Consider the following 25,938-nt stretch of genomic DNA (forward strand, 5'->3'; position numbering starts at 1 on the left):
TAAAATTAAAAGGTATATAGCATGAATATCAGCAATAAAGTTCCATTGAAATTCAGCCTTGAGGTAAAAGAAGCGCTTGAATCAGGAAAGCCTGTTGTTGCTCTGGAATCCAATGTGATTACTCATGGTTTGGATTATCCTGATAATGTCACAACAGCTAAGAATGTTGAGCAGGCTGTTCGTGCAAGTGGGGCAATACCCGCAACATAAGGGGGAATTATTGGATTAACATTGGAGTTTTTAGAGACATGGAATGTGCCAGTCATATCCTATCAGTCGGATGATTTTCCTGCATTCTATTGCCGTTCCAGCGGATTCAAAAGCCCACAACGTGTTGATGAACCTGCCGTAATGGCTAAAGTGATTGAAATAAATTGGATGTTGCCGGGAGGGAAAGGAATATTAATTACGACGCCAACCAAGCCTGAGGATGCGATAGAGAGTCAAAAGATTGATATGATTATACAACAAGCGGTATTGGAGGCTAAAAAGAATAATATTGTTGGTAATTCATTAACAAAGTATCTGATGAGAACGATTGACCGAGAAACTGATGGCATCTCGGCGAAAGCCAATATGGCCGTATTAGTGAATACCGCAGAAGTTGCGGGAAAGTTAGCGGTAGCCCATGCTTTTTATAAAAATAGAGGTTGGTCTTAATCATTATTTTCATCATCTGGGTGTGCTGATTATCATATTTATCGATTTTCTAATGTGTTAACTTTTCCATAATGCTGGTAAAAATCTCATTCAGTGCTGAGGGTGTAGAATCAGCGGTAAATGGCGTGCAGGAGCGCCAATATACCGTTGATATCTTAGCCGTTGATATAAGGAAATTAATCGCTGTTTTTGGCATTACGCTTTCTCAGATACATTATTTAAAACGGTTTCTCGATCCATCTTTTCAGGCGAAACTTACCTTGGCAGATCCCACGCCGAGTAAGTTAATTTTCAACTGATCGCCAGGATTAACCGGCACCATTGTGGTGAGGGAGCCAGAGAGAATGATTTCTCCGCCGAGAAATGCCATATTCAGTGTTCCTAGCATATTCGCTAGCCAGGCAACCGCGTTAGCGGGATGCTCTAGTGCAGCGGCGCCGATGCCGGTGTCAACCAGTTTGCCGTTTTTTTCTAGCGTTATTGTAACGGCAGCTAAATCAATTTCTGATGGCAGACGGGTACCATTGCCAATGACAAATAACCCTGATGAGGCATTATCAGCAACAGTATCTGTGATTTTTATTTTCCAGTCACGGATACGGGAATCGACAATTTCGATACAGGGCACGATGTAATCTGTTGCCCTGAGTACATCTCCTGCCGTAATACCTGGTCCACTCAGATTGTGTTTCAGGATAAAGCCAATTTCACCTTCAGCTTTCGGTGCAATTAATTGCTCAATGGGTACAGTGGCGTTGTTTTTGTAATGCATATCTGAGGTGAGAATGCCAAAATCGGGTTGATCGACGCCCAATATATCCATAACTACCTGGCTGGTAATACCGATTTTTTTGCCGACAATTTGTGCTCCGGTTGCTTCCAACCGGCGAACAATAACTTTTTGCTGGATGAGATAAGCATCGTGTAATGTCAGTTCTGGATATTCATCAGAGATAGGATCGATGGCTTGACGATTCTGCCACGATTGAAATAATTTCTCACTAAGATGGTTTATGATGTTATTCATCTGTTGTTGCTCCTAATCAAACCAAAGAAGTGACATTCCAACTGGAATATCACTCGTCTGAAAGAGACATTATTTGTTGCCGTTGAGTAAAAAATCGATATGAAGTCGGTTGAATGTGTCCGGGTCTTCATATTGAGGCCAGTGACCGCATTTTTCCATCACGACAAAACGACTATTTTTGATAAGCCTGGCAAGGCGCTGACCTACTGAAACCGCAGCAGTCGGATCGTGTGTGGTCCATAGCACTAGGGTTTCAGCCTGGATCTTTGCCAACTCATCTTCGGTCAAGAGGTTACGTAAGCGGGTATCCATATCTTGCAGGCACATAATGTTTTCCATTGCGGACAACATACCCGGTTGGCGATAAATGGCAAAACGGGCTTCAACCAGGTCTTCTGTCACCATAGCCGGGTTTTCCATCAGGAATTCAAGACGCTTGCGGGTAGCTTCCCGATCCGGGTTTTTCACGGCATTCAAGCTCAGTGTGCGCAGGCGTTCCATCACATTTGGATCAGCAATCATGCCACCGGCGGTGTTCAACACCAGACGGTGAATATATTGCGGATATTTTGCTGCAAACCGGGCTGCAACCCATCCACCTAACGACTCGCCAGAAAGGTGAATTTTTTTCAGATTTAATGTCTCAATAAGATCCCGCAGGTGTTCCACATAATCGATAATTTCATAGGAACGGACAGGTTTATCCGTGAAGCCATGCCCTAGCATATCGATCGCCAGTACACGAAAATGGGCGGCATGGGGCAGTATGTTGCGCATATAAGCTTCTAAATGACCTGCAATACCATGTAAGAAAATGAGAATAGGTCCATTACCTGCTTCAAGAACACGGGTTTTTATCCCTTTTACATCGAGATGATGTAGATGGATTTCACCACTGGCAATGGCCGACCAAAGCGAACGTAATTCAGGTTGTGTAGGTTTATGTTGAGGGTTTGCTGATGTTGACATCATGATATCTCCCTTATTTATTTTAAGTTAATACGTTATTAATATAACGACCACGGGTAATATTCACTAATACTTAATATGTCTAGCCTGAAAGGTAAAAACAATGACGCTTATTTTTATTCTTACAGGTATTTATTTTCAACAACATCTATTAAGTGCGATAATAATTCTGAGTTGTTGTCTTTTCGCCATGCCATTATTAACTCTATTGTCGGGGAATAGCCTGATAATGGCCGACAAATAACCGCATCTGTCATGATGCTGGTAATATAGAGTGGTACTATTGCACACCCTAAATTCAGACTAACCATGTTTAAGATTAATAGCATATTATTAGCTGTTTGAATAATATTAGGAACGACATTATGTTCGGTAAAGTAATTTTCTATAATCTGTTGTAATACGCCAGATTGTGTTGGATCGGGAGTAATAAAATTTTCTCCGTGTAGATCGTTGACTGAAATTTTCTCACAATATCTTAGCCTGTGATTAGCAGGCATCAGAACCACCAGCGGTTCATTAAGAATGACTTTAAAATCAATATAATCACTCTTTATCGGCGGACGCATGAAAGCGACATCAATGTCACCTTGTAATAATTTCTCTTCTTGTCCTGGATTAAATAAACTAATAAGTTCTACTTTTGCTCCAGGATGAGCCAGGCGAAATATTGGGATGACTTCTGGTAATACTTTAACTTCTGCTGATGGGACAAATCCAATAGTTAGCACAATTTGTTCTTGTGCCGCTCTGCGGGCCATTTTTTTTGCTTTTTCTGCATTATCAAGAATAAGCCGGGCTTGTTGGAAAAAAACTTCTCCCGCTTTGGTTAGAGAGACTCTACGTTTATTTCTCTCTAATAGTGTGGAACCAATATAATCTTCTAAATCTTTTATTTGTTGACTTAATGAAGGTTGTGCAGTATGCAACTTTTTTGCGGCTTTAGTAAAGTTTAATTCTTCTGCCACCGCAATAAAATAGCGTAAGTGTCTTAATTCCATTGCCGTTTCCTCACATATCGAAAAAAAGTCTCAATTTAAACAAACAATGTATTTCACAAAATATTAATCTATTAATAGCATTCATTTTGCATGTTGGCAAAAAGTCAACCTTTCTTTTACTTGAGGATAAAATAATATGACATTGAGCAAAAATTCAGATATTTACCGCCTGATTGATGCCCGAGCCGGTCGTGTAACTCCTCAGATTTATATCGATCCCGAGCTCTATCAGTTAGAACTCGAAAGAATATTTGGCCGTTGTTGGCTGTTTCTAGCTCATCAGAGCCAAATCCCCAGTCCGGGTGATTTTTTCAATACTTATATGGGAGAAGATAGTGTTGTTGTTGTCCGCCAGAAAGATGGTTCCGTAAAAGCTTTCCTTAACCAATGTCGCCATCGTTCCATGCGGGTTTGTTACGCGGATAGTGGTAATACCCGTGCGTTTACTTGCCCTTATCATGGTTGGTCATATGGTGTGGACGGGCGATTAGTTGACGTTCCGCTGGAAACGTGTGCCTATCCACATGGGCTTTGCAAAGAGCAATGGGGACTTCAAGAAGTGCCATGTGTGGAAAATTATAAAGGATTGATTTTTGGTAACTGGGATACGACGGCGCCCTCCCTGATTGATTATCTTGGTGATATGGCTTGGTATCTTGATGGTGTGCTTGATCGCCGTGAAGGAGGAACTGAGGTTATTGGCGGCGTGCAAAAGTGGGTGATCAATTGTAACTGGAAATTACCCGCTGAACAGTTTGCCGGTGATCAATACCATGCTTTATTCAGTCATGCCTCTGCTGTACAGGTTTTAAGTGTAAAAGAGGGCGACAGTCATAAAGCATTAGGTGCTGATCAGACTTCCCGGCCAGTTTGGGAAACGGCAAAAGATGCCGTGCAATTTGCCCAGAATGGTCACGGTTGTGGATTTTTCTTGACCGAAAAACCCGATGCCAACGTTTGGGTTGATGGCGCCGTTGCCCGTTACTACCGTGAAACTTATGCTGAGGCAGAGCAGCGACTGGGAAAAGTCAGAGCACTGCGTCTTGCCGGTCACAACAATATTTTCCCGACACTTTCCTGGCTTAACGGCACCGCAACCATGCGGGTGTGGCATCCGCGTGGACCTGATCAGGTAGAAGTTTGGGCGTTCTGCATCGCAGATAAAGCCGCTTCTCCAGAAGTAAAAGCCGCTTTTGAGAACAGTACTGCCCGTGCATTTGGTCCGGCAGGTTTTCTCGAACAGGATGATTCAGAAAATTGGGTAGAAATCCAGAAAGTACTTAGAGGTTACAAAGCCCGTAACAGCGCATTGTGTATGGAAATGAGATTAGGACAAGAAAGAGTGCGAGATGATGGAATTCCGGGTGTGACCAATTATGTTTTTTCCGAAACCGTTGCCCGTGGCATGTATCAGCGTTGGGCTGACTTACTCACCAGCGAAACCTGGGATGAAGTAGAGGAAAAAAGCCGGGTTTATCAGCAGGAGTTGGTCAAATGAAAGAGTTAATTGTCAATCAGGAAAAAAGGGTATCGTCGGAACTGCATTATGAAATAAGCCAGTTCTTGTATTACGAAATTGCATTACTGGATGAGTGGAAATTTCGTGACTGGCTTGAGCTGTTATCAGAAGATCTCAGCTATACCATGCGCACTATTGTTAATGCTCAAACCCGCGATCGCCGTAAGAGTATCCAGCCGCCAACCACTTGGTTGTTCAATGATAATAAATTTCAACTTGAACGTCGGATAGCCCGGTTGGAAACCGGTATGGCATGGGCAGAGGAACCCCCATCTCGTACACGTCATTTACTGACAAATTTAGTGATCACTGAAACGGACTCGCCTTACCAATTTTACGTTCAGTCCAATTATTTGCTGTACCGTTCACAAAAAGAGCGAGATGAAGCTTTTTATGTTGGTAAACGGCTGGATTGTGTTCGCCGTAATCCGAAAACGGATAGCTGGCTGATTTGCAAACGTGAAATTACTTTGGATCAGGCAGTCTTAACTTTCCATAACTTGAGTGTCTTATTCTGATGAGCCAATTATTCGTATGTACGGTTGAAGAATTGCCCGACGGAGAAGCGCGTAAGGTTGAATACACACCGGATATTGCGCTGTTTCACTATGATGGCGAATTCTTTGCTGTTGATGACCGGTGCAGTCATGGTAATGCCTCGATATCCGAAGGGTATTTGGAAGACAATGCGACAGTTGAGTGTCCACTGCATACGGCCAGTTTTTGTCTCAGAACCGGGAGGGCGCTTTGCCTTCCTGCAACAGATCCATTGAAGACTTACCCTGTTGTTGTTAAAGACGGAAACATTTATATCACTGTATCGGAGGAGCAATAATGAGTTGGATCAAAGATCAAGTCATTTTATTAACAGGTGGTGGCTCTGGTTTAGGTTTGGCTTTAGTAGAACGTTTTATTGCTGAAGGAGCTAAAGTGGGCGTTTTGGAGCTATCGGCGGAAAAAGCAACCGCTCTGGCCCACTGTTTTGGTAAAGATATCTGTGTTATTCACGGTGATGTTGCCTCTTTTGAGGACAATGAACACGCAGTGGCTGAAACTGTTCGGCGTTTTGGCAAACTAGACTGCTTTGTTGGTAACGCCGGGATATGGGATCACAAAATCAGCCTGCTCGACGCCTCACCAGAGCAGATTGATAAAGGATTTGATGAGCTGATGGGTGTGAACCTGAAAGGGTATATTCTAGGGGCTAAAGCCGCGTTACCGGCGTTAACCGCATCAGAAGGCAGCATGATTTTTACATTATCAAACTCGTCATGGTTTTCTGGTGGTGGTGGGGTGTTGTATACCGCCAGCAAGCACGGTGCGGTCGGCATGATCCGCCAGTTAGCTTATGAATTAGCGCCAGTTATCAGGGTTAATGGTGTTGCGCCTTGTGGTATGCCAAGCGATCTTCGTGGGGCCGCTTCACTATCTCAGCAAGATAGATGTATTACAGATAACCTGTCATTAGAAAGTCTCGGTGCAATTTTGCCTTTGCAATTCATACCTCAGCCAGAAGATTTCACTGGTCCGTATGTCATGCTGGCTTCTCGTGCCAATAACCGTACTTTAACGGGGGTGATGATAACGGCTGATGCGGGATTAAGTATCCGTGGTATTCGCCAAACTACAGCGGGGGTGATGTCTCCGAACAAAAAGGAGAGTTCAAATGACGGTTAAATTGATTTGTACTTCGCACACGCCTTTGATGGACTTTGGTTCTCCACCGGAAACGACAGAAAAGCATGTTCGGCAGGTTTTTCAGCAATTGGCTGAACAGATAAAAGCCTACGATCCACAATTGATAGTGATTTTCGCTCCTGACCATTTTAATGGTTTTTTTTATGATCTCATGCCGGCATTTTGCGTTGGAGTCAGGGCGAATGCTGTGGGGGATTGGGATATTGGTAAAGGTCCACTCAATGTTCCTGAGAACACAGCGAAGGATTTAATTTCCGCCTTGTATAACGCCGGTATTGATGTTGCCCAGTCCTGGCGTATGCAGGCTGATCACGGTTTTACTCAACCATTGATGTTGCTTTGTCAAGATTTACAGCGTTATCCAACCATCCCAATATTTATTAACTGTGCAGCTAAACCATTGCCGACATGCCGTCGTGCGGTTGCGTTAGGTCGTGCGGTCGGTCAATTCCTATTCACCACCGATCAGCGGGTATTGCTGCTAGGTTCCGGTGGCTTATCACATGATCCACCGATACCACAGATAGGACAGGTACCAGCGGAAGTTGAGGAAGGACTGATTGCCGGAAGAAATCCGACAAAAGAAGCGCGCCAGAAACGGCAAAACCGAGTCATTGAGGTTGGAAAATCGTTGGCTCGTGGTGAGAATGTCGTTGCTCCGTTGAATCCACAGTGGGATGACGAGTTATTGAGCATTTTTTGTAGTGGCGATATTCGACGCCTTGCTTCATTAACCGAGGGAGGGATTGCCATTCAGGGCGGGAAAGGTGGACAGGAAATTCGTTGTTGGATTGCGGCTTTTGCAGCGCTTTCTATTTATGGCGAATATAAAGCGCAGCGACATTATTACCAACCTATTAAGGAGTGGCTGGCAGGGATGGCAATGGTCAGTGCTCAACCTGTAACTCAGATAGGAGCGTAATATGCGGAATCAGACTTTTGTTATCGTTGGAGCAGGACAAGCGGGGGCGATGGCCGCCGCAACCTTAAGGCAGCAGCAGTTTGATGGCGATATTATTTTAATTGGTAAGGAATATCATGCGCCTTACGAACGGCCAATTTTATCGAAAGAGTATTTAATCAACCCAGAGGAAGCGCCGAAATATCTGTTCTCCGAAGATTTTTATCTGAAAAACCAGATAGATCTACGCATAGGCCAATCGGTCAGCCGGATTGTGCCATCAAAACATTGTGTTGTTTTAGAAAATGGCGGCGAGCTTAGGTATGACAAACTCCTGCTTGCTGTGGGGGCAAGAGCCAGACGATTTCCGCTCCTCGATCAACTGGGTGAAAATGTTTATACCCTGAGGACGTTGGATGATGCGCAACGCTTACGCCAGGCGGTGAAAAAAGACAAACGGATTTTGATTGTTGGTGGTGGTGTAATTGGCTTGGAACTGGCGGCAACCTCCTGTGAATTGGGGGCAAATGTTACGGTTATCGAACAGGCGGATAACATCATGGTGCGTTGTGCCCCACCGTTATTGCAGGATTATCTTCTGAATCGTCATCAGGAAAACGGGGTGCAATTCTTCCTAGATACCAATATTGTTTCCGCACAAAAGCAAGGGAATGAGTTAGTCCTTGTGTTGGACACCGGAGAACAGGTGATCGGGGATATTATTATTTATGGTATTGGCGCCGAATTCAGGGATCAGCTTGCCGCTGATGCTGGTTTGGTGACTAATGGCGGTATCGTCATTGACAGCCGTTGCCAGACTTCTGAACCGGATATTTTCGCTGCCGGGGATGTTTGCCTCCAGAGAGAACCACTGACAGGTGATCTCCAGCGCCGTGAAACCTGGGAAAATGCTAACCGTCAAGCGACTATTGCCGCACACTCCATGATGGGGTTGGAACCCCCGCAGCCGGGCGCTCCGTGGTTCTGGACCGATCAGTGGGGTATTAACATCCAGATGGTTGGCAACATGCAGGCTGAAGAGTGGCATGTTCAGGGTGATTTGCAATCAGATAAGGCCATTTTATTTGGTACAGAAAATGAAATATTAGTGGGTGCTGTGGCGATTAATCAAGGAAAGGAAATGCGCAACTTACGCAAATTACTTGCTAATCCTACGGTTGTTCCGGTGTAGTATTGGATAGGTTAGATTTGCCCGTATTTACCCTTAAGAATATGACTGCCTCTGAAAAAGATTACGGTTAAAAACCGTAATCTTTATTTTAATATTACAACGATGTCTTATTAATGTTTAATAACATAAAGATCTTTCGATGACATAAGACCGAGAGGGCTGATATAGTATCCACCAATATAAGGTTTTACTAATCTGGCACTAACATAGTAATAAATAGGAATTGACGGGACATCTCTTGTAAGAATATCTTGTGCTTGCTGGAAATATTCTATGTCGTTTGTTGCTTTGGCCTTACTGATCAGATCATCATAAATATCGTTATGATATAATGATGTATTATTAGAACTATTGGTGACATAATTATTTAAAAACGAAGCAGGATTATCGTAATCAGCTATCCATGCGTGTCTTACCAAATCAAAGTTACTTTGATGCATGGTGTCTAACATTGTTTTCCATTCTTGATTTTGTAAGACAGCATCTACGCCCAGATTTTTTTTCCACATTGAGGTAGCTGCAATAGCAATCCTTTTATGATCCTCCGATGTATTGTAAAGAAGATTAAATTTCAATGGGTTATTTCTGTTATAACCGGCTTCATTCAATAACTGCCGGGCTTTTTCAATTCTTTTTGCCAGCGTCCATGATGCATAATCAGGCTGTTTTAAGTTCATTCCTCCTGCGTTTGGTGGAGTATTATTATAGGCTGGCTTTTGGCCTTGCCCCAAGACTTTATTGGTTATGATGTCTTTGTCTAAAGCCAGATTTAATGCTTGTCTGACTCTAATATCGTTAAAAGGAGCTTTTTGGGTATTAAATTCGTAATAATAAACACCTAATTTAGGCGAAAGATGGACCTGGCTACCTAACTTGGTTTTTAATGATTTAAATAAAACCGATGGGATACCCTTGGTAATATCTATTTCTCCTGCTAAATAACGGTTCACCACTGCTGTTTCTGATGTGACGTTAAGATAGGTGACTTTATTAATCACGGTGTGTTCATTATCCCAATATTGTGGATTCCTGATGCCAATTACTTTCTCATTGACGATCCATTCAGAGAGTTTAAATGGGCCACTACTGACAAACACATTCGGTTGAGTCCATTTTTCACCATACTTCTCAACCGCTTTCTGGCTGATAGGAACCATCACTGGGTGTGCCAGCATATTTAAAAAATAGGATAACGGTTGCTCTAATGTTACTTCTACCGTTAAATTATCTAATGCTTTTACACCTAATTCATCGGTTTTTTTCTTACCAGCAAGAATATCTTTAGCATTGACTATATACATGTTTTCAATATAACTGCCATACGGGGATGCCATTTGAGGATCAATTAAACGTCTCCAACTAAAAACCACATCGTGAGCGGTAATAGGTGAACCATCAGACCATTTTATTCCTTCTCTTAGATGAAACACCCAGGTTTTATTATCATTAGTTTCCCAACGGATAGCTAAATTAGGATTAAACTTACCATCATTTCCTATACTAATTAAGCCACTAAAAAAGTCGTTTATAATATCAAACTCAACATCACTTTCAACTTTATGCACGTCAAGAGAAGCAGGTTCTGAACCATTATGACGAACAATATTCTGGTTGGTTGCCAGTTGTGTACCGGGTGGAATAATTGCCGCATAAGATAATGTTAAGTTTCCAATTATTATTCCTGTGAATAATGATATGTTTTTTATTGTTTTTTTCATCGTAATTTCTCCAATAATAACGCATTTTTTCAGATTGACATTGCAAGTTGTAACGCCTGAAATCGGATTTAGGGTAAGTAATTCAGTCAAACGTGGAACCGAAGATAATTATAGCCAAATATGTATTATTTCATTCCAAATATCGGTGATTGATAATTTTATTTTTCTAATTACCCTGTTTAAAGAGTGATAAAAATAACCTTAATGACTTATTTTTATAAAAATTTATCTGAACATGGTTAATTTTTTTATTAAAAAGATTTATTTAACAACAGTATTATCCGTTTCAGATATTAGTTGGTTTTTAACTTTTAAAATCGTGTTTTGTGAGTGAATTCACAATTTATCAACAGTACGATTTCCTGTTACTGTCGGGTATTAACGAAGATTTATGTAGTGTAAGAGGTGAGTATGAATGTTGTAGATTAGCGGGTGGGTAAGATTTTGCGTTTCATGTATGATTAGTGTATAAACACATAAACACATAAACACATAAACACATAAACAAGGAAAATATATTATGAATAGTGTTCGTTGGAACGTTGCTGTCTCTGCTGACACTGACCAATCCCTTCGTATGTTTCTGGCTAATCAAGGAGGTGGAAAAAAAGGAGACTTATCCCGCTTTATAGAAGAGGCAGTACGGTCACACATTTTAGAATTGACAGCAGAACAAGTTAAAGTGGCTAACACTGATGTTAGTGAGATGGAGCTTGCTTCAATAGTTGATGAGGCTCTGGATTGGGATCGTAAGCGCTAATGAGGGTTGTTCTTGATACTAATATTCTATTTAGTGCTTTGATCTCACCACATGGTGCACCAGATACGATTTATCGAGCTTGGCGTGCGGCACGTTTCGAAGTGGTGACTTCACGGTTACAGCTTGATGAAATTCGCCGTGCAAGTCGTTATCCAAAATTCCAAGCTGTCTTACAACCAGCTAAAGTGGGTGCTATGATCAATAACTTACAACGTGCTCTGGTATTGGAGAAATTATATATTAAAGAGGAAACGAATGATCCTGACGATGCGTTTTTACTCGCTATGGCATGTGCTGGTGAAGCAGATTATCTTGTAACTGGAGCTCGTCGAGCTGGCTTATTACAGCGTAGATGTTTTGGCCGTACTCGTATTATTACGCCTGCTAATTTTTGCCTTGAGGTTTTATAAAGAAAAGAAGCTAAGAGGAGAAACTGCACACAGCACAGATGGATAAAATTTGCATTGGTTAACGATTGTATGTATATTCTTGATTATATCAATCGTTAACTTGAGGTGCGTCATGCAAACTTTGTATAGGAAAACCAGATTCGATAATAACGTGTCGGCACCTCATGATGAGTATGACGACGCTAATGCCGCGGCTGATCGCCTTGAGAATATTATTAAGGAACTGGCTGATGGTATTCGCAGTAAAGGTAAGGCTAACATCAAGCGTCAGCTAGCGTTGCCGGATAATCAGTTTCTGATGAATATGTTGTTTTTGGCGATACCAGCACGAGCGCTTGCTGAACTGACGCCGGAAAAGAAGAGGTTACTTAATCGTGTGCGTAGCCGCGCGCGCTTTTTTGACAACGTGCGTGAAAACGGTGGTGTGTTAAGTTCTGCCGAGGTAGCGAGTTTGTTAGGTGTCAGTAAAGTAACCGTTAAAAAGAAAAAAGACACAGGTAAATTACTGGCCCTGGAATACGATGGTGAGTTTATTTATCCGGCTTTTCAGTTTACCGATGATGAAAGCAAAGGCGAAAAAGGTGTGCTCAGGGGGGTAGCGGAGATTCTGTTTCATCTCAATCACTTTAGCGGTGTAATGCAGTACGGATTTTTCGTGCAGAAACGTAATGTACTGGATTATCGTTTACCAGAAGGCCAAGAGTTCACAATTATTGATTTGCTGAGAGAGGGTATTTCGGATGATAAGCTTCAACATATAATCCGTTTAGCCAAGTTGTTTGGCACTCAAGATGCTGCATAAATAAAGAAGGGGAACAGGCACATGCTAGCTCCCCCTTTTGTCATATTACGGGGATATCCAGGTCGTTTACCAGGATATCTTCGGCAATTTCTCCTTCATACTCAAATTCCCTAAGCACCTTGAGTTCCTCGGTGCGTATCATGCCTTTGCCAGAAGGATCGTCATGCCAGAGCACGATGCATGGCTCAAGCGTAACGTTGGACATGTAGGCAAGTCCATCCGCGTACGGTGACAGCTTCGCCGCGAGTTGCTGCGTGATCCGGTAGTCTGTGCCGGTTAGCTGATGGGCGGTGATGTGCATTTTCGGCGCAAGCCGGGTAATGTCTACAATACGTAACTCTTTCTCTGTCACTAATGTCGCCATATGATACCCATCCAGTTCCCGGTCTGTAATGGCTGGTAGACGTTGAAACACCTCCTTCATCGATGTTCTTGGCGAGTTGGCAAGATATAAATTACCAATTGTGCCGTTCGTTAACCCGTACCGGGTATGCCCTCCGTCGCGGTTAAAGAATACGCCACTGCCTCCGTGTTCACCCTCTTGTAGTCGGTAAAAAATTGTACCGACTGAGATGATAATGATACTTTGCGTAATTTTATCGATGGTGAGGGTGGCTAACTGCTGCTTTGTCACTGAGTCAGGGCTTGCCTCTGATTTTGTTACCACTGAACACTCCTGTATTCTTGCCTGTTTCAGCCATATATTGCCTCCGGTTTTATTACATTAACTGGACAATGAAGACGCGCAATGCTGTGTATCTATCCAGTTATGTCAGTATATTACAGACAACGGGGCAGGGTATATGTTTTGATACAGAAAATGATTAGAAAATATACTCCATTGTATGCTATCAGTTAGCCGTGAGAATATGCGGTAGGACAATATTAATGTATTCATTGTTGATGTACTCATTCACGAAAATAATATGAAATATTTATTATTTTCTTTTACTTAATTGTACTTCTGGATTATTAATATAATAATTGAATTTATATGCTATGAAATAAAAAATTGCGCAATAATTAAAGCTATTATTTTTATTTTTTTATACAATGATATGCTTTATTAAACAGAATAATGAGTTAATGGTAAATAAATCCTCAGAATTTATCATGATATTACAGACGAATGTGATGTGAAAAATTATTTTATAGGCTGATTGATAGTATAATGGTATTAAAATAACAATATATTTGCTCATGGATATTTATCATCGGTTTTATTACATGGGTAAAATAATCTATCAATTAGTTTTACATAATTCACAAATGGCGATTCAAATAAGCAGAAATATTGAAAATACTTATTTGTGATTATGGTGATATATCTTCATTAGCCTACTTTTATAACTAGGAAAATTGACATTTTCAATCCATGTATGAATGGTAACCAATATGCAGAAAGCTCAAAGAGTTGTTATTACAGGTATGGGAGCGGTAACACCGATTGGTGAAGATGTTGAATCATGTTGGCAAAGTATTATTGAGAAACAACATCGATTTCACAGAATTGAATTTCCCGACTCATTCATTAATTCACGTTTCTTTTCCTTCCTTGCACCAAACCCATCCCGTTATCAGTTATTACCAAAAAAGTTGACTCATACGCTTTCAGATTGCGGAAAAGCAGCATTGAAAGCAACTTATCAAGCTTTTACGCAAGCATTTGGTGTGAACATATCACCTGTTGAATATTACGATAAATACGAATGTGGAGTCATCCTTGGCAGTGGTTGGGGAGCTATCGATAATGCTGGCGATTATGCCTATCAATATAAGAAAGCTAAATTAGCCCATCCTATGAGTAATCTCATCACCATGCCGAGCGCCATGACGGCGGCATGTTCGATTATGTATGAACTGCGTGGTTATCAGAATACTATGGCGGCCGCCTGCGCAACGGGCACAATGGCAATAGGTGATGCCTTTGAAATTATTCGCTCAGGACGTGCGAAATGTATGATTGCCGGAGCCTCTGAATCACTTACTCGGGAATGTAATATTTGGAGTATTGATGTACTGAATGCATTATCAAAAGAGCAAACGGACCCAAATCTCGCATGTTGTCCATTTAGCCTTGATCGCTCAGGGTTTGTATTGGCCGAAGGAGCGGCGGTGGTTTGTCTGGAAGATTATGATTCGGCCGTCGAACGTGGTGCGACGATTCTGGCGGAAATTAAAGGTTACGCTCAATATTCAGATGCCACTAATTTAACTCGGCCAACAGAAGATATTGAACCTAAAATATTAGCGATAACCAAAGCCATTGAACAAGCACAGATTTCGCCGGAAGATATTGACTATATTAATGCTCATGGCACTTCTACACAGTTAAATGATCTTTATGAAACCCAGTCAATTAAAGCAGCGCTGGGGCAGCATGCTTATCAGGTTCCCATATCAAGTACAAAATCTTATACCGGTCATCTTATTGCTGCGGCCGGCAGCTTCGAAACTATTGTATGTGTAAAGGCATTAACTGAAAATTGCTTGCCGGCGACATTGAATTTGCATCGGGCCGATCCAGATTGTGACCTTAATTATTTACCTAATCAACATTGCTATACCGCTCAACCAGAAATAGCGCTCAATATTAGTTCAGGTTTTGGGGGGCATAACGCTGCGTTGGTTATCTCTAAGGTAGGGTAACTGATATGTTGATTTTTGAAATAGAAGATATTGAACATTGGTCGAATTTCTCTGGGGATTTTAATCCTATCCATTATCCAGCGAAAAGTAAGTCTTTACACAATATGCAGCAACATCCGGTGCAGGGGATGTTGAGTCTGCTATATGTGCGGCAACAGTTCTCTCAATTAACTTCAGCTTTTACAACGGGAATATTGAACATTGATGCGTCGTTCCGTCAACATGTTTATACCGCATTACCACATCAATTGAGAATTGATACTAAAAACAAAACGTTTAAATTGGAAAACCCTGGCAAAGAAAGCACGTTATTTGGCAATACCAGCGTAGAAAATACAGTGGAGTCAATTGAAGATTGGATCGTTCAGGATAATTGTCAAAGGTTAACAATAACAGGAGAAGAAATTTGTGAAAAGTATGCTGCCTTTAGATGCTATTTCCCAAGTGTTACTTCTGTTGGCTGGTTCCTGGATGGGCTTGCTTTTCATCTTGTCATTAATTCGACAAGATTTCTTAATTTTGAGCACTACCATTTTAATCAGTTACAGGATTACCTAAATCAATCTTATACTTTGCATACTGGGCAAGGGATTAAAATAAAGAAAATGGTTGTTAATAGTACACTATTATCATCTTCACCGGATATCTGTATTGAATTAAATCCACCATTAATAATTAAGAATGGCCCTAAAGACTATATTCGTATTTTTCATTATCGATGTTTATATGATAAAGAGCCTGTTTTCGTGTCAAAGATTTCAATTGTCTCTAAAATGAAATAAAAGGAAAGCGAAATGCCAACACAAAATGATATTTTTAATAAGATAAAGAATAGAATATTAGTGATGAAGGATATCGAAGAGGATGAAATAACACCAGAATCTTCTTTTGTTTCGCTTAAATTTGATAGCCTTGACTATGTGGAAATTCAGGTTTTTGTATTGGAGATGTATGGTATTAGTATTAAAGCTGAACTTTTTTCAAATCATTCTATTTTAACATTAAATGAACTTACGAATTATATAGAGTCTAATTTATAAACTGAGATTTTAATTTTCATCATTATACCACCTCGTCGAGAGGTGGTCGTTTACTCTAACCCTATTTTTACTATTAACATTTAGAGGTTATAATGAACATTCTAGAAAAAGGTAAAATTGCTGCTTTATATTCAGCCTATACAGAGACAGAAGGTTCTTCGTGGGTTGGAAACCTATGCTGTTTTTCAGTTGATCGAGAACACTTGCCTATTATTGTGAATGGACGTCGTTTCTTGATTGAATTTGTTATTCCAGATCATTTACTTGATAAAACGGTTGAACCCAGAATATTCGATTTGGATATAAATAAACAGTTTTTACTGCGCCGTGATCATCGTGAGATAAATATTTATCTTTTAGGTGAAGGAAATTTTATGGATAGAACGACGACAGATAAAAAGCTATTCGAATTAAACGAAGATGGCTCACTATTTATTAAGACGTTACGCCATGCTCTTGGTAAATATGTTTCTATTAATCCTTCAACTACACAATTTATCTTTTTTGCACAAGGAAAATACAGCGAATTTATCCTGAACGCCTTGAAGGAATTTGAAGACGAATTATCAAAACGCTATCGCGTCAGAATTATTCCTGAATTGCAAGGGCCATATTATGGCTTTGAACTTGATATTATTTCTATTACAGCTTAATTCACAATATTATGGAGAATGTTATGGAAAAGAGAATAACAACATTTACCATTGAAAAAACTGATGATAGTTTTTATGCTAATGGGCGTCATCAATGTATGGTGAAAATCTCTGTACTTAAACAAGAATATAGGAATGGTGATTGGGTAAAATTAGCATTGAGTGATGCTGAAAAAAGATCGATTCAGGTGGCGGCATTAAGTGATAGTCTTATATATGACCAATTAAAAATGCCTTCAGGTTGGACAACGACAGAGATAAGAAATAGATATGATCTTGGGTTATTAAATGGTGTTTATCGTATTGATACTTCTATTAATGAGCCGGCAGTAGATCATGCGGGAGATTGCTGTACAAATGAAAGCTATCAGAACAGCGTGAAGAGTGTTCCTGAATATATCTATCGTTATGTTAGTAGTAATAGAACAAGTACAGAGTATCTAATGGCGAAAATGACCTTCGAAGATACGGATGGGAAACGCACACTCACAACGAATATGTCAGTTGGTGATGAAGTTTTTGACAGCAAGATTTTATTAAAAGCGATTGCTCCTTATGCAATTAATGCAAATCAATTGCATGAAAGCATCAATACATTATTTGATAAAACAGAAGAACCAACGAAATCGGATACTCACCATCAAACCATTAACCTCTATCGCTGGACATTGCCATATCATTTGAGGATTCTTGAAGGGAATGATAGTACTGTTAATAGAATATATGTACTTGGTAAAGATCCATCAGATGATAGATTCCTGACAAGAGGAAGGGTATTTAAACGAGGAACTTCATATGTAAATGCACGTGATAATGTGAGTGGAGGATGTGTTATGGACTATGGTTATAGCGTATCGGTCCCGGACACTCAGCTTGCTGCTGAAGTACTCCATGTGACAGGATGTTCATGGACGAGTGGTTATTATGATGGATATCATGATGTCACAATCATTGATAACTACGGTTGTCAGCATAAATTCAGAATATCCTCGGTTAATATTGGACGTGCGCTAAGCATAGCAAGAATAAGTTGATTTTCCTTAGTAAAGAACCTTTGTCTATGCCGGTAATCGCATATGCGTTTACCGGCAATTAAGATATTCCATTATTGAAATAGAAATATAGGGATATCTGTTATTGTACATAAATGAATAGCTAAATGGATATTTAATTTGGCTATAATTTTAGTTAACCAAACAGGAAATTTAAAATGAAAGTTAACGATATATATTCCAATGCTTTTAATTTTGGATCTTATATTAATACCGGTGTCGATCCCAGAACGGGTCAGTATAGCGCAAATATCAATATTATCACGTTAAGACCAAATAATGTCGGTAATGTTGAGCAGGTTCTTAATCTATCATTTTCACCATTAACAACGTTAAATAATGGGTTTGGGATTGGCTGGCGGTTTTCATTAACAACATTGGATGTAAAAACACTCACATTTAGCCGGGCAAATGGAGAGCAATTTAAATGTAAACCATTGCCACCTAATAATAATGATATTAGCTTTAAAGATAAAAAATTAAAAGATTTACGTGTATATAAACTCGATAGCAATACCTTCTATGTTTATAACAAAAATGGCATTATAGAAACACTGAAACGAATTGGATCGAGTGACATTGCAAAAACGGTGGCACTTGAATTTCCTGATGGTGAAGCATTTGATTTAATTTATAATTCAAGATTTGTATTATCCGAAATAAAATACCGTGTGACGGGTAAAACTTATCTTAAACTCAATTACTCTGGAAGTAATTGTACATCAGTTGAATACCCAGATGATAATAATATCTCAGCTAAAATTTCATTCGATTATCGTAATGATTACCTTATTACAGTGACTGTACCTTATGATGCTTCTGGTCCTATTGATTCTGCCAGATTTAAGATGACCTATCAGACATTAAAAGGAATATTTCCGGTTATTAGTGCTTTTCGTACACCAACAGGTTATGTTGAACTGGTGAGTTATAAAGAGAATGGGCATAAAGTAACGGACTCGGAGTCTATTCCTTATGCTGCTGCATTGACTATTCAACCGGGTAATGGGCAACCCGCGATCAGCAAATCCTATGAATATAGTTCAGTACATAATTTCTTGGGCTATTCTTCTGGCCGGACAAGCTTTGATTCTAACCAGGATAATTTGTATCTGGTTACAGGGAAATATACCTATTCATCTATTGAGCGGGTTTTAGACGGTCAAAATGTCGTTTCAGTAACAGAAAGGGTGTTTAATAAATTCCATTTAATGACCAAAGAAGCAAGAACACAAGATAATAAGAGAATTACAACAGAAATTACTTATAATGAAGATCCGTCAAAAAGTTTCTCCGAACAACCAGAAAATTTACAACAACCATCTAGGGTATTAACGCGTTATACAGACTTACAGACCAATACTTCACGAGAAGAGACGGTTAATATTAAAAGCGATGATTGGGGAAATACTCTACTTATTACTGAGACCAGTGGGATACAGAAAGAATACGTTTATTATCCGGTGAAGGGTGAAGGTAATAATTGTCCTGCCGATCCATTAGGTTTTTCCCGATTTTTAAAATCAGCTACGCAAAAAGGATCGCCTGATGCCGCTCAAAGTGTCGCAAATAGAGTGACTAATTACACATATCAAAAATTGCCCACTTTTACCGGTGCTTATATAAAGGAATATGTCAGCAAAGCTTCAGAAACCATAGATAGTAAAATAGTGAGAACCTTTAGCTATGTTAATTCACCGACGAGTAAATCTCATGGATCGTTAGCGAAAATAACGTCGGTAATGAATAACCAACAAACGGTGACAACATTTAAATATGAATATTCCGAAAATGAGATGACCACAAACTCTACAGTGACGGGGTTTGATGGCGCACATATGGAATCGAAAAATGTGACCTCTATTTATACACATCGGCAGCTTCGTAAAGTTGATGTGAACCGTGTGATTACAGATCAGTCTTATGATCTTTTGGGCCGAATTACAGGTCAAATTATTGACCCTGGCACGACAAAAGAAGTTAAACGTAATTATGTTTATCAATATCCCGGTGGGGACGAAAATGATTTTTGGCCGGTGATGATAGAAATTGATTCCCAAGGTGTCAGGCGTAAAACCCATTACGATGGACTGGGGCGTATTTGTTCGATTGAAGAACAAGATGATGATAGTACTTGGGGAACATCGGGAATTTATCAAGGCACATATCGCAAAGTGCTTGCCAGACAATATGATGTTTTGGGGCAATTGATTAAAGAAATTTCAAATGATTGGTTATGGGATTTATCTGCTAATCCTTTGACTCGTCTGACTACTCCTTTGGTGACAACGAAAACCTATCAATATGATGGTTGGGGAAATCGTTACAGCACTGAATACAGCGATGGTCGGATAGAACTGGAAATCCATGACCCGATTACGAGGACAATTATTCAAGGGGTCAAAGGATTGGGGATGTTAAATATTCAGCAAAATAGCTTTGAGCAACCGGCCTCAATCAAAGTTGTGTATCCTGATGGTGTGATATATAGCACTCGCACCTATCGTTATGATGGATTTGGCCGTACGGTGACTGAAACTGATGCGGAAGGTTATGCTACCCAGATTGAATACGATGTATTTGATCGTATAGTGAAAAAAACGTTGCCAGACAGAACAATATTAGAATCCACTTATGCAAGCTTTAGCCATGAAGAATTGATTTCTGCGCTGAACGTGAATGGAACACAATTAGGTTCATTAGTTTATGATGGTCTTGGGCGAGTAACCAGAGATACGGTGGGTGGCCGTAAAACCGAATATTTATATGGTCCTCAAGGTGATAAACCTATTCAGTCTGTCACTCCTGCGCATAATAAACAAAACATTGATTATCTTTACTCTCTCGGCAGTGTGATGTCCAAATTTACCACAGAGACGAGCCAACAAAACTTTCGTTATCACCCGAAAACGGGGGCATTATTATCTGCGTCAGAGGGAGTATCCCAGAGTAATTACAGTTATTTCCCATCGGGTGTATTACAGCACGAATCGCTTTCTCGGGATAATAAACCCGTTTCATCGGGCGATTACCGTTATACGATGTCCGGCTTGATTCAGCGTCATAGAGATAGTTTTGCTCATGATCATGTTTATAGTTATGACGGACAAGGGAGATTAGTTAAAACAGAGCAGGGCTCACAATACGCTACATTTGAATATGACAATGTTGGACGGTTGATAACAACGACAACAAAAGACGCAACATCATTATCCCAATTAGTTACAAAAATCGAATACGATGTTTTTGATCGAGAAATAAAACGCTCGCTAATTAGCGACTTCTCAATACAAGTAATGACTTTAAGCTACACAAAGAATAATCAAATTAGTCAACGTATCACCTCCGTCGATGGGGTGGTTATGAAAAATGAACGTTATCAATATGATAGTAATCAACGCTTAAGCCAGTACCAATGCGAAGGGGAGCAATCTCCGGTTGATCATACCGGGCGTGTGTTAAATCAACAGATTTATCATTATGACCAATGGGGAAATATTAAACGGATTGATAATACATATCGAGATGGTAAGGAAACAGTGGACTATCATTTCAGTCAAACTGATCCAACTCAACTTATTCGTATTACCAGCGACAAACAGCAAATAGAGTTAAGTTATGATGCCAACGGTAATCTGACGCGCGACGAAAAAGGGCAGACGCTTATTTACGATCAGAATAATCGCTTGGTACAGGTTAAAGATAGTAAGGGTAATCTGGTATGCCAATATCAGTATGATGCGTTGAACAAATTAACCGCACAAGTTTTAGCGAATGGTACGATGAATCGTCAGTATTATGCATCAGGTAAAGTGACGAATGTTCAATTAGGAGATGAAACCATTACCTGGTTGAACAGCGATAAGCAACGGCTTGGTCATCAGAGTACCAAGAACGGCCAGTCGGTCTACTATCAATATGGTACTGACCATAATAGTACGGTTGTAGCCAGCCAAAACGAAAACGAGTTGATGGCTTTATCCTACACCCCTTATGGCTTTAGGAGTTTAATTTCTTCATTACCGGGTTTGAATGGTGCGCAGATCGATCCGGTAACAGGATGGTATTTCTTAGGTAACGGATATCGTGTTTTCAACCCGGTTCTCATGAGATTTCATAGCCCGGATAGCTGGAGTCCTTTTGGTCGGGGAGGGGTTAATCCCTACACTTATTGCCAGGGCGATCCCATAAACCGGATTGATCTGAACGGTCATCTTAGTGCCGGCGGGATATTAGGCATTGTGCTAGGGGCAATTGGTATCATTGTGGGCATTGTGTCACTGGGAGCTGGCGCGGCAATTAGCGCAGGTTTAATTGCCGCAGGGGGCGCTCTGGGGGCGATTGCTTCTACCAGTACACTTGCAGTTACTGCGACTGTCATTGGATTGGCGGCTGATTCGATAGGGATTGCGTCAGCGGCATTATCGGAAAAAGATCCGAAAACAGCCGGAATATTAAATTGGATTAGTGCGGGGTTGGGGGTTTTAAGTTTTGGCATCAGCGCAATAACCTTTACCTCTTCGCTGGTAAAATCGGCACGGAGTGGTTCCCAAGCGGTCAGCACGGGTGTTATCGGGTCAGTACCGATTGAATTTGGCGAAATTGCCAGTCGTTCTAGCAGACGCTGGGATATTGCTTTATCCACGGTGTCATTGAGTGCGAATGCCGTGGCACTCTCTACCGGAATAGCAGCTTCCGCTGTGGCGGATAGTAATGCGAATGCGGCGAATATCTTGGGATGGGTCTCTGTGGGTTTTGGCGCTGTGTCAACAACCTCGGGGCTAATCAACCTTGCGCGTACTGCTTATGCAGTGAATCATCATACTTGGGAACTCAGTTCATCGGCAGGCGCTTCTGAAGGAAGCGAAGCCTATACTTTATCTCGTCTTACGCAATTGGAGCCGGAAGCGGTAAATGTTCACCCATCTATTCGAGCCGTTGAAGTGAATCAAGCATTTCGAAATAGTACCGGAAATCTATTTAGTCAATCGTCTGTTGAAACCCGTAATGTGTTGCGAGGCCGTTTGACCATATAAAGATTCTGCGGGCTGAACGAAATAATAACCAAGGGGCGACATGGATGCCGCCTTAGTTTTTTCTTTCGGGAGAGTCATGGTTTTATCAATCATGACCTGTGACGGTTTTTCAAGATTTGTTTCAGGAAGAAGCTCGATCATCACCCGGAAAAGTGGTAGCCCCTTGTAGAGCGACTGTTATCAAGTCTCCCCGCTTGACTCCCAGTCTCCTGAATCAGCTAGTTCATTTATCGCGTTTTCTAATAGTGTATCCGTTTCCTTGTCCTGTGTTGCCATAGCCAGACGGCTTTGACGCCGACACTCTTCTTTAAAATGAGGAAGTCGTGTATCAGGCACCCATATTTGAACGGGCCTTAATCCTGACATCCTGAGCTGTTGTCTGTGTTTTCTGACACAATCTGCAACCTTATTCATACTTCACCCTCGTGACATGTAACGATGTCTATAATATAACCAAAAAAACGTTACATGCGACACGTTAGTAAAAATTGTTGTAAATTTTCTCTCAATGTAGGCAGAGATATCGAGTTAAAATCCTAAAAAGTTTTTAAGGTATTAATCCGGTGTATTCTCGTTACTCGATTTCCTGTTTATTCCCACATGGGAATAATCTTCTTGTATATTATTTTAATATTGATATCAGTGCTAATAATAATTTTTCAGCAGGTGAATATTTTGGGCTTATCCTAAATAAATTTCGGTATTTTACTATCTCCTTAATCATCTTGTTATTTTCTTAGCAATGTGATGAATATGAAGTGATTTTGATTGTGGAATATTAGCGGTAATCAGATTATGGCATTATACTGTGAAAAAGAGATAATAAACAAGGTTGGGGCGATTGAGCCAAGTAAATCAATTAGAAGATGAGGCACAATGATGACTAATATTTATGTAAACAAATATGCTCCAAATGGTATCGTGATGAAATTCCCATTGGCACTTGATAGAAAGATAGAGAAGTGGAAGGCGGAGAATTTGAATTTTCGCATTGGTACTCCAGGATTTATATGGTTGAATGGCCAGAATATCTCAGAATTTCGCAACTTATTTTGTTATCCAAATATTTCAAATCTTTATCTTGCATTTACGTTTAAAGCACAGTTTTTCACTCCACGAAATTTTACCGCAGAAATGTTTAGGGAGAAGCCAACTCAAGATTGGTTTTTCAATAATGGGGAATATGTTGAGAACGGTTTTGATAATTTTGGCATATATTCCGATGATACAGGGGCCGGAGAGTACAGCATAAATTTAATTGAACCCTGTTGTTATATTATAAAAGAGGGTGAATTGAGTTATAGCGGTAAAGGTTCTATCTTTCCAAATCTATCTTTTTTTGTAAAAAATAAAGTGAGTTCAAATTTTTTAGCAAATTTAATTTCTACTGATCTTCAAGTTATTATTAATTAGTGAATGGTTTGGTTATATACCCAATGGATTTCAAGATGCATCGCGACGGTAAGGGAGCGAATCCCCGGGAGTATAGATAACTATGTGACCGGGGTGGGTGAGTGCGGCTCATTCTCTCTTTCTATTATCTTGCCTCTGGAAGTTTGGCGAGTTTAAACCCTAAAAGTAGAGCCAAAAAGAGAAGAATAGCAATAAATAAAACAACGCCATTCCAACCTGATTGGAGCCAAAATATACCACCAAAAGTACCAACCACACTTGAACCAAAGTAATAACAAAACAGATAAAGGGAAGATGCTTGTGCTTTGGCCCGTCGCGCCCGACGTCCGACCCAACTGCTGGCAACAGCATGTGCAGCAAAGAAACCGAAAGTGAGGACTATCATCCCAATGATAATCATCACCGCGGATGAGAAGAGGGTAATAAGCGTACCGATTAGCATCATACTTATCGTCGCGATCAGCACTTTTCCAAGCCCATATTGATGGGTTAATGTGCCCACTTTAGAGGCGCCGTATGTCCCTGCCAAATAAACAATAGATAACATACCGACAATTGACTGATTAAAGTGATAGGGTGAATCTAATAAACGATAACTTATGTAATTAAATAGGGTAACAAAGCCGCCCATGAGTAAAAAGGCTTCAAAAAACAGTAATGGCAATCCTTTATCACGAAAATGTAATCTCAAATTGATTAATAAAGAGTTAGGCTTGAGAGAGCTTGGTCTAAAATGGCGCGATTCAGGTAACATACGCCAAAACATCATTGCCGCAATTAATGCCAATAAACCTAGTACGATAACAGAAACCCGCCATGAGAAATAATCAGTGATAACACCTGATATTAATCGCCCACTCATGCCGCCAATAGAATTACCACTAACATAAAGTCCCATTGATAAAGCAACAAAATTAGGGTGGATTTCCTCACTAAGATAAGTCATTGCAACGGCGGCTACGCCACTAAGAGACAAACCAACCAGAGCGCGTACAATCAGAATTCCATGCCAACTGGTTATATATGCACTGAGTAAAGTGAAAAGCGCAGCGGCAAATAGCGCTGTTACCATCACATTTTTACGGCCAATAGCATCAGACAGAGGGCCTGTGATTAATAAGCCTAATGCCAGCATGCCAGTTGAAAGGGATAAAGATAAACTACTGGTAGCGGGAGAAACGCCAAAATCATCCGACAACATGGGTAAGATTGGTTGAATGAAATAGAGTAGGGCAAATGCAGCTAACCCTACAGTAAAGAGTGACAATGTAACTTTAACATATAGAGGATCGCCTTTCTGGATATAACTTTTCTTGTTTTGAACATGTTGGACAAGATGATTATCAGGAGTCGGATTTTCACTGATACTATGGCTGGTACTCACATAATTTCCTTACTTAACTCATTAGCTAGCTGGTATTTTTATGGAGATCAAGCA

At 40.4% G+C, this 25,938-nt stretch carries 23 protein-coding genes and 1 pseudogene; 17 read left to right on the forward strand and 7 right to left on the reverse strand.

Annotation, left to right across the window (positions count from 1 at the left end; all coding sequences use genetic code 11):
- The first annotated feature begins 21 nt into the window (after positions 1–21).
- Positions 22–660, forward strand: a pseudogene (locus BA1DRAFT_RS01815) (pseudouridine-5'-phosphate glycosidase).
- 244 nt (positions 661–904) lie between these two features.
- Here BA1DRAFT_RS01815 and BA1DRAFT_RS01820 read toward each other — a convergent pair.
- The 3 genes from BA1DRAFT_RS01820 to hcaR form a co-directional block, all read right to left on the reverse strand.
- Positions 905–1,687 carry a fumarylacetoacetate hydrolase family protein gene (locus BA1DRAFT_RS01820; RefSeq protein WP_036775664.1) on the reverse strand — a complete coding sequence of 261 codons (783 nt, stop codon included), beginning with the start codon at positions 1,685–1,687 and terminating at the stop codon, positions 905–907.
- Between the two features lie 69 nt (positions 1,688–1,756).
- Complete coding sequence (locus tag BA1DRAFT_RS01825; protein WP_235200939.1) at positions 1,757–2,659, reverse strand: alpha/beta fold hydrolase; 903 nt, start codon at positions 2,657–2,659, stop codon at positions 1,757–1,759.
- A gap of 119 nt (positions 2,660–2,778) precedes the next feature.
- The gene (gene hcaR / locus BA1DRAFT_RS01830) at positions 2,779–3,657 is read right to left on the reverse strand and encodes a DNA-binding transcriptional regulator HcaR (protein ID WP_036775666.1); all 879 of its coding nucleotides are present in this window, start codon (positions 3,655–3,657) and stop codon (positions 2,779–2,781) included.
- A 136-nt stretch (positions 3,658–3,793) separates the two neighbouring features.
- Here hcaR and hcaE point away from each other — a divergent pair, with 136 nt between their 5' ends.
- The 6 genes from hcaE to hcaD are packed head-to-tail and all read left to right on the forward strand — an operon-like array spanning position 3,794 to position 8,967.
- A complete protein-coding gene (gene hcaE / locus BA1DRAFT_RS01835; RefSeq protein ID WP_036775667.1) occupies positions 3,794–5,155 on the forward strand; it encodes a 3-phenylpropionate/cinnamic acid dioxygenase subunit alpha in 1,362 nt (453 codons plus the stop codon).
- The gene (gene hcaF / locus BA1DRAFT_RS01840) at positions 5,152–5,694 is read left to right on the forward strand and encodes a 3-phenylpropionate/cinnamic acid dioxygenase subunit beta (RefSeq protein WP_036775669.1); all 543 of its coding nucleotides are present in this window, start codon (positions 5,152–5,154) and stop codon (positions 5,692–5,694) included. Before hcaE ends, hcaF begins: the two co-directional genes overlap by 4 nt.
- Entirely contained in the window at positions 5,694–6,011 is a 318-nt protein-coding gene (gene hcaC / locus BA1DRAFT_RS01845; protein WP_036775671.1) for a 3-phenylpropionate/cinnamic acid dioxygenase ferredoxin subunit, read from the forward strand. Before hcaF ends, hcaC begins: the two co-directional genes overlap by 1 nt.
- Complete coding sequence (gene hcaB / locus BA1DRAFT_RS01850; RefSeq protein WP_036775672.1) at positions 6,011–6,853, forward strand: 3-phenylpropionate-dihydrodiol/cinnamic acid-dihydrodiol dehydrogenase; 843 nt, start codon at positions 6,011–6,013, stop codon at positions 6,851–6,853. Before hcaC ends, hcaB begins: the two co-directional genes overlap by 1 nt.
- Positions 6,843–7,796, forward strand: coding sequence for a 3-carboxyethylcatechol 2,3-dioxygenase (locus BA1DRAFT_RS01855; RefSeq protein WP_036775674.1), 954 nt, complete (start codon positions 6,843–6,845; stop codon positions 7,794–7,796). Before hcaB ends, BA1DRAFT_RS01855 begins: the two co-directional genes overlap by 11 nt.
- A gap of 1 nt (position 7,797) precedes the next feature.
- Complete coding sequence (gene hcaD / locus BA1DRAFT_RS01860; protein ID WP_036775675.1) at positions 7,798–8,967, forward strand: phenylpropionate dioxygenase ferredoxin reductase subunit; 1,170 nt, start codon at positions 7,798–7,800, stop codon at positions 8,965–8,967.
- A 110-nt stretch (positions 8,968–9,077) separates the two neighbouring features.
- Here hcaD and BA1DRAFT_RS01865 read toward each other — a convergent pair whose 3' ends face one another.
- The gene (locus BA1DRAFT_RS01865; RefSeq protein WP_082303614.1) at positions 9,078–10,685 is read right to left on the reverse strand and encodes an ABC transporter substrate-binding protein; all 1,608 of its coding nucleotides are present in this window, start codon (positions 10,683–10,685) and stop codon (positions 9,078–9,080) included.
- Positions 10,686–11,205: 520 nt separating this feature from the next.
- On the opposite strand from BA1DRAFT_RS01865, the gene BA1DRAFT_RS01870 reads away from it, so the two are divergent.
- The 3 genes from BA1DRAFT_RS01870 (at position 11,206) to BA1DRAFT_RS01880 (ending at position 12,657) form a co-directional block, all read left to right on the forward strand.
- Positions 11,206–11,445, forward strand: a complete 240-nt coding sequence (locus BA1DRAFT_RS01870; protein WP_036775677.1) for a ribbon-helix-helix domain-containing protein — start codon at positions 11,206–11,208, stop codon at positions 11,443–11,445.
- Complete coding sequence (locus BA1DRAFT_RS01875) at positions 11,445–11,855, forward strand: putative toxin-antitoxin system toxin component, PIN family (protein ID WP_036775679.1); 411 nt, start codon at positions 11,445–11,447, stop codon at positions 11,853–11,855. Before BA1DRAFT_RS01870 ends, BA1DRAFT_RS01875 begins: the two co-directional genes overlap by 1 nt.
- Positions 11,856–11,967: 112 nt before the next feature.
- Entirely contained in the window at positions 11,968–12,657 is a 690-nt protein-coding gene (locus BA1DRAFT_RS01880) for a hypothetical protein (protein WP_036775680.1), read from the forward strand.
- A gap of 40 nt (positions 12,658–12,697) precedes the next feature.
- Here the strand turns inward: BA1DRAFT_RS01880 and BA1DRAFT_RS01885 are convergent, their stop codons facing one another.
- Positions 12,698–13,324 carry an RES family NAD+ phosphorylase gene (locus tag BA1DRAFT_RS01885; protein ID WP_036775682.1) on the reverse strand — a complete coding sequence of 209 codons (627 nt, stop codon included), beginning with the start codon at positions 13,322–13,324 and terminating at the stop codon, positions 12,698–12,700.
- 728 nt (positions 13,325–14,052) lie between these two features.
- On the opposite strand from BA1DRAFT_RS01885, the gene BA1DRAFT_RS24770 reads away from it, so the two are divergent.
- From BA1DRAFT_RS24770 to BA1DRAFT_RS01915, 6 genes are all read left to right on the forward strand, one after another.
- Entirely contained in the window at positions 14,053–15,306 is a 1,254-nt protein-coding gene (locus BA1DRAFT_RS24770) for a beta-ketoacyl-[acyl-carrier-protein] synthase family protein (protein WP_235200940.1), read from the forward strand.
- A gap of 5 nt (positions 15,307–15,311) precedes the next feature.
- Positions 15,312–16,088 (forward strand): hypothetical protein, encoded by a 777-nt coding sequence (locus BA1DRAFT_RS01895; RefSeq protein WP_036775686.1) that lies wholly within the window; start codon positions 15,312–15,314, stop codon positions 16,086–16,088.
- Between the two features lie 12 nt (positions 16,089–16,100).
- On the forward strand, positions 16,101–16,346 hold the full coding sequence (locus BA1DRAFT_RS01900; RefSeq protein ID WP_036775687.1) for an acyl carrier protein: 246 nt from the start codon (positions 16,101–16,103) through the stop codon (positions 16,344–16,346).
- 92 nt (positions 16,347–16,438) lie between these two features.
- Positions 16,439–16,999 (forward strand): hypothetical protein, encoded by a 561-nt coding sequence (locus BA1DRAFT_RS01905; RefSeq protein ID WP_036775689.1) that lies wholly within the window; start codon positions 16,439–16,441, stop codon positions 16,997–16,999.
- Between the two features lie 23 nt (positions 17,000–17,022).
- On the forward strand, positions 17,023–18,033 hold the full coding sequence (locus BA1DRAFT_RS01910) for a hypothetical protein (protein ID WP_036775691.1): 1,011 nt from the start codon (positions 17,023–17,025) through the stop codon (positions 18,031–18,033).
- A 176-nt stretch (positions 18,034–18,209) separates the two neighbouring features.
- Positions 18,210–23,087 (forward strand): RHS repeat domain-containing protein, encoded by a 4,878-nt coding sequence (locus BA1DRAFT_RS01915; protein WP_036775693.1) that lies wholly within the window; start codon positions 18,210–18,212, stop codon positions 23,085–23,087.
- 180 nt (positions 23,088–23,267) lie between these two features.
- Here the strand turns inward: BA1DRAFT_RS01915 and BA1DRAFT_RS01920 are convergent, their stop codons facing one another.
- Positions 23,268–23,501 carry an antitoxin MazE family protein gene (locus BA1DRAFT_RS01920; protein WP_036775694.1) on the reverse strand — a complete coding sequence of 78 codons (234 nt, stop codon included), beginning with the start codon at positions 23,499–23,501 and terminating at the stop codon, positions 23,268–23,270.
- Positions 23,502–23,963: 462 nt separating this feature from the next.
- On the opposite strand from BA1DRAFT_RS01920, the gene BA1DRAFT_RS01925 reads away from it, so the two are divergent.
- A complete protein-coding gene (locus tag BA1DRAFT_RS01925) occupies positions 23,964–24,500 on the forward strand; it encodes a hypothetical protein (RefSeq protein WP_036775696.1) in 537 nt (178 codons plus the stop codon).
- 124 nt (positions 24,501–24,624) lie between these two features.
- On the opposite strand, the gene BA1DRAFT_RS01930 is transcribed toward BA1DRAFT_RS01925, so the two are convergent.
- Entirely contained in the window at positions 24,625–25,866 is a 1,242-nt protein-coding gene (locus tag BA1DRAFT_RS01930) for an MFS transporter (RefSeq protein ID WP_051560621.1), read from the reverse strand.
- Positions 25,867–25,938 lie beyond the last annotated feature (72 nt).

Origin of the sequence: Photorhabdus aegyptia, assembly GCF_000612035.1 — a bacterium.
Classification (GTDB): Bacteria; Pseudomonadota; Gammaproteobacteria; order Enterobacterales; family Enterobacteriaceae; genus Photorhabdus; species Photorhabdus akhurstii.

Excerpts from the sequence above, each read along its gene's own strand:
- BA1DRAFT_RS01820 (WP_036775664.1), bottom strand. The coding sequence starts at position 1,687 with ATGAATAACATCATAAACCATCTTAGTGAGAAATTATTTCAATCGTGG.
- BA1DRAFT_RS01825 (WP_235200939.1), bottom strand. The coding sequence starts at position 2,659 with ATGATGTCAACATCAGCAAACCCTCAACATAAACCTACACAACCTGAA.
- hcaR (WP_036775666.1), bottom strand. The coding sequence starts at position 3,657 with ATGGAATTAAGACACTTACGCTATTTTATTGCGGTGGCAGAAGAATTA.
- hcaE (WP_036775667.1), top strand. The coding sequence starts at position 3,794 with ATGACATTGAGCAAAAATTCAGATATTTACCGCCTGATTGATGCCCGA.
- hcaF (WP_036775669.1), top strand. The coding sequence starts at position 5,152 with ATGAAAGAGTTAATTGTCAATCAGGAAAAAAGGGTATCGTCGGAACTG.
- hcaC (WP_036775671.1), top strand. The coding sequence starts at position 5,694 with ATGAGCCAATTATTCGTATGTACGGTTGAAGAATTGCCCGACGGAGAA.
- hcaB (WP_036775672.1), top strand. The coding sequence starts at position 6,011 with ATGAGTTGGATCAAAGATCAAGTCATTTTATTAACAGGTGGTGGCTCT.
- BA1DRAFT_RS01855 (WP_036775674.1), top strand. The coding sequence starts at position 6,843 with ATGACGGTTAAATTGATTTGTACTTCGCACACGCCTTTGATGGACTTT.
- hcaD (WP_036775675.1), top strand. The coding sequence starts at position 7,798 with ATGCGGAATCAGACTTTTGTTATCGTTGGAGCAGGACAAGCGGGGGCG.
- BA1DRAFT_RS01865 (WP_082303614.1), bottom strand. The coding sequence starts at position 10,685 with ATGAAAAAAACAATAAAAAACATATCATTATTCACAGGAATAATAATT.
- BA1DRAFT_RS01870 (WP_036775677.1), top strand. The coding sequence starts at position 11,206 with ATGAATAGTGTTCGTTGGAACGTTGCTGTCTCTGCTGACACTGACCAA.
- BA1DRAFT_RS01875 (WP_036775679.1), top strand. The coding sequence starts at position 11,445 with ATGAGGGTTGTTCTTGATACTAATATTCTATTTAGTGCTTTGATCTCA.
- BA1DRAFT_RS01880 (WP_036775680.1), top strand. The coding sequence starts at position 11,968 with ATGCAAACTTTGTATAGGAAAACCAGATTCGATAATAACGTGTCGGCA.
- BA1DRAFT_RS24770 (WP_235200940.1), top strand. The coding sequence starts at position 14,053 with ATGCAGAAAGCTCAAAGAGTTGTTATTACAGGTATGGGAGCGGTAACA.
- BA1DRAFT_RS01895 (WP_036775686.1), top strand. The coding sequence starts at position 15,312 with ATGTTGATTTTTGAAATAGAAGATATTGAACATTGGTCGAATTTCTCT.
- BA1DRAFT_RS01900 (WP_036775687.1), top strand. The coding sequence starts at position 16,101 with ATGCCAACACAAAATGATATTTTTAATAAGATAAAGAATAGAATATTA.
- BA1DRAFT_RS01905 (WP_036775689.1), top strand. The coding sequence starts at position 16,439 with ATGAACATTCTAGAAAAAGGTAAAATTGCTGCTTTATATTCAGCCTAT.
- BA1DRAFT_RS01910 (WP_036775691.1), top strand. The coding sequence starts at position 17,023 with ATGGAAAAGAGAATAACAACATTTACCATTGAAAAAACTGATGATAGT.
- BA1DRAFT_RS01915 (WP_036775693.1), top strand. The coding sequence starts at position 18,210 with ATGAAAGTTAACGATATATATTCCAATGCTTTTAATTTTGGATCTTAT.
- BA1DRAFT_RS01920 (WP_036775694.1), bottom strand. The coding sequence starts at position 23,501 with ATGAATAAGGTTGCAGATTGTGTCAGAAAACACAGACAACAGCTCAGG.
- BA1DRAFT_RS01925 (WP_036775696.1), top strand. The coding sequence starts at position 23,964 with ATGATGACTAATATTTATGTAAACAAATATGCTCCAAATGGTATCGTG.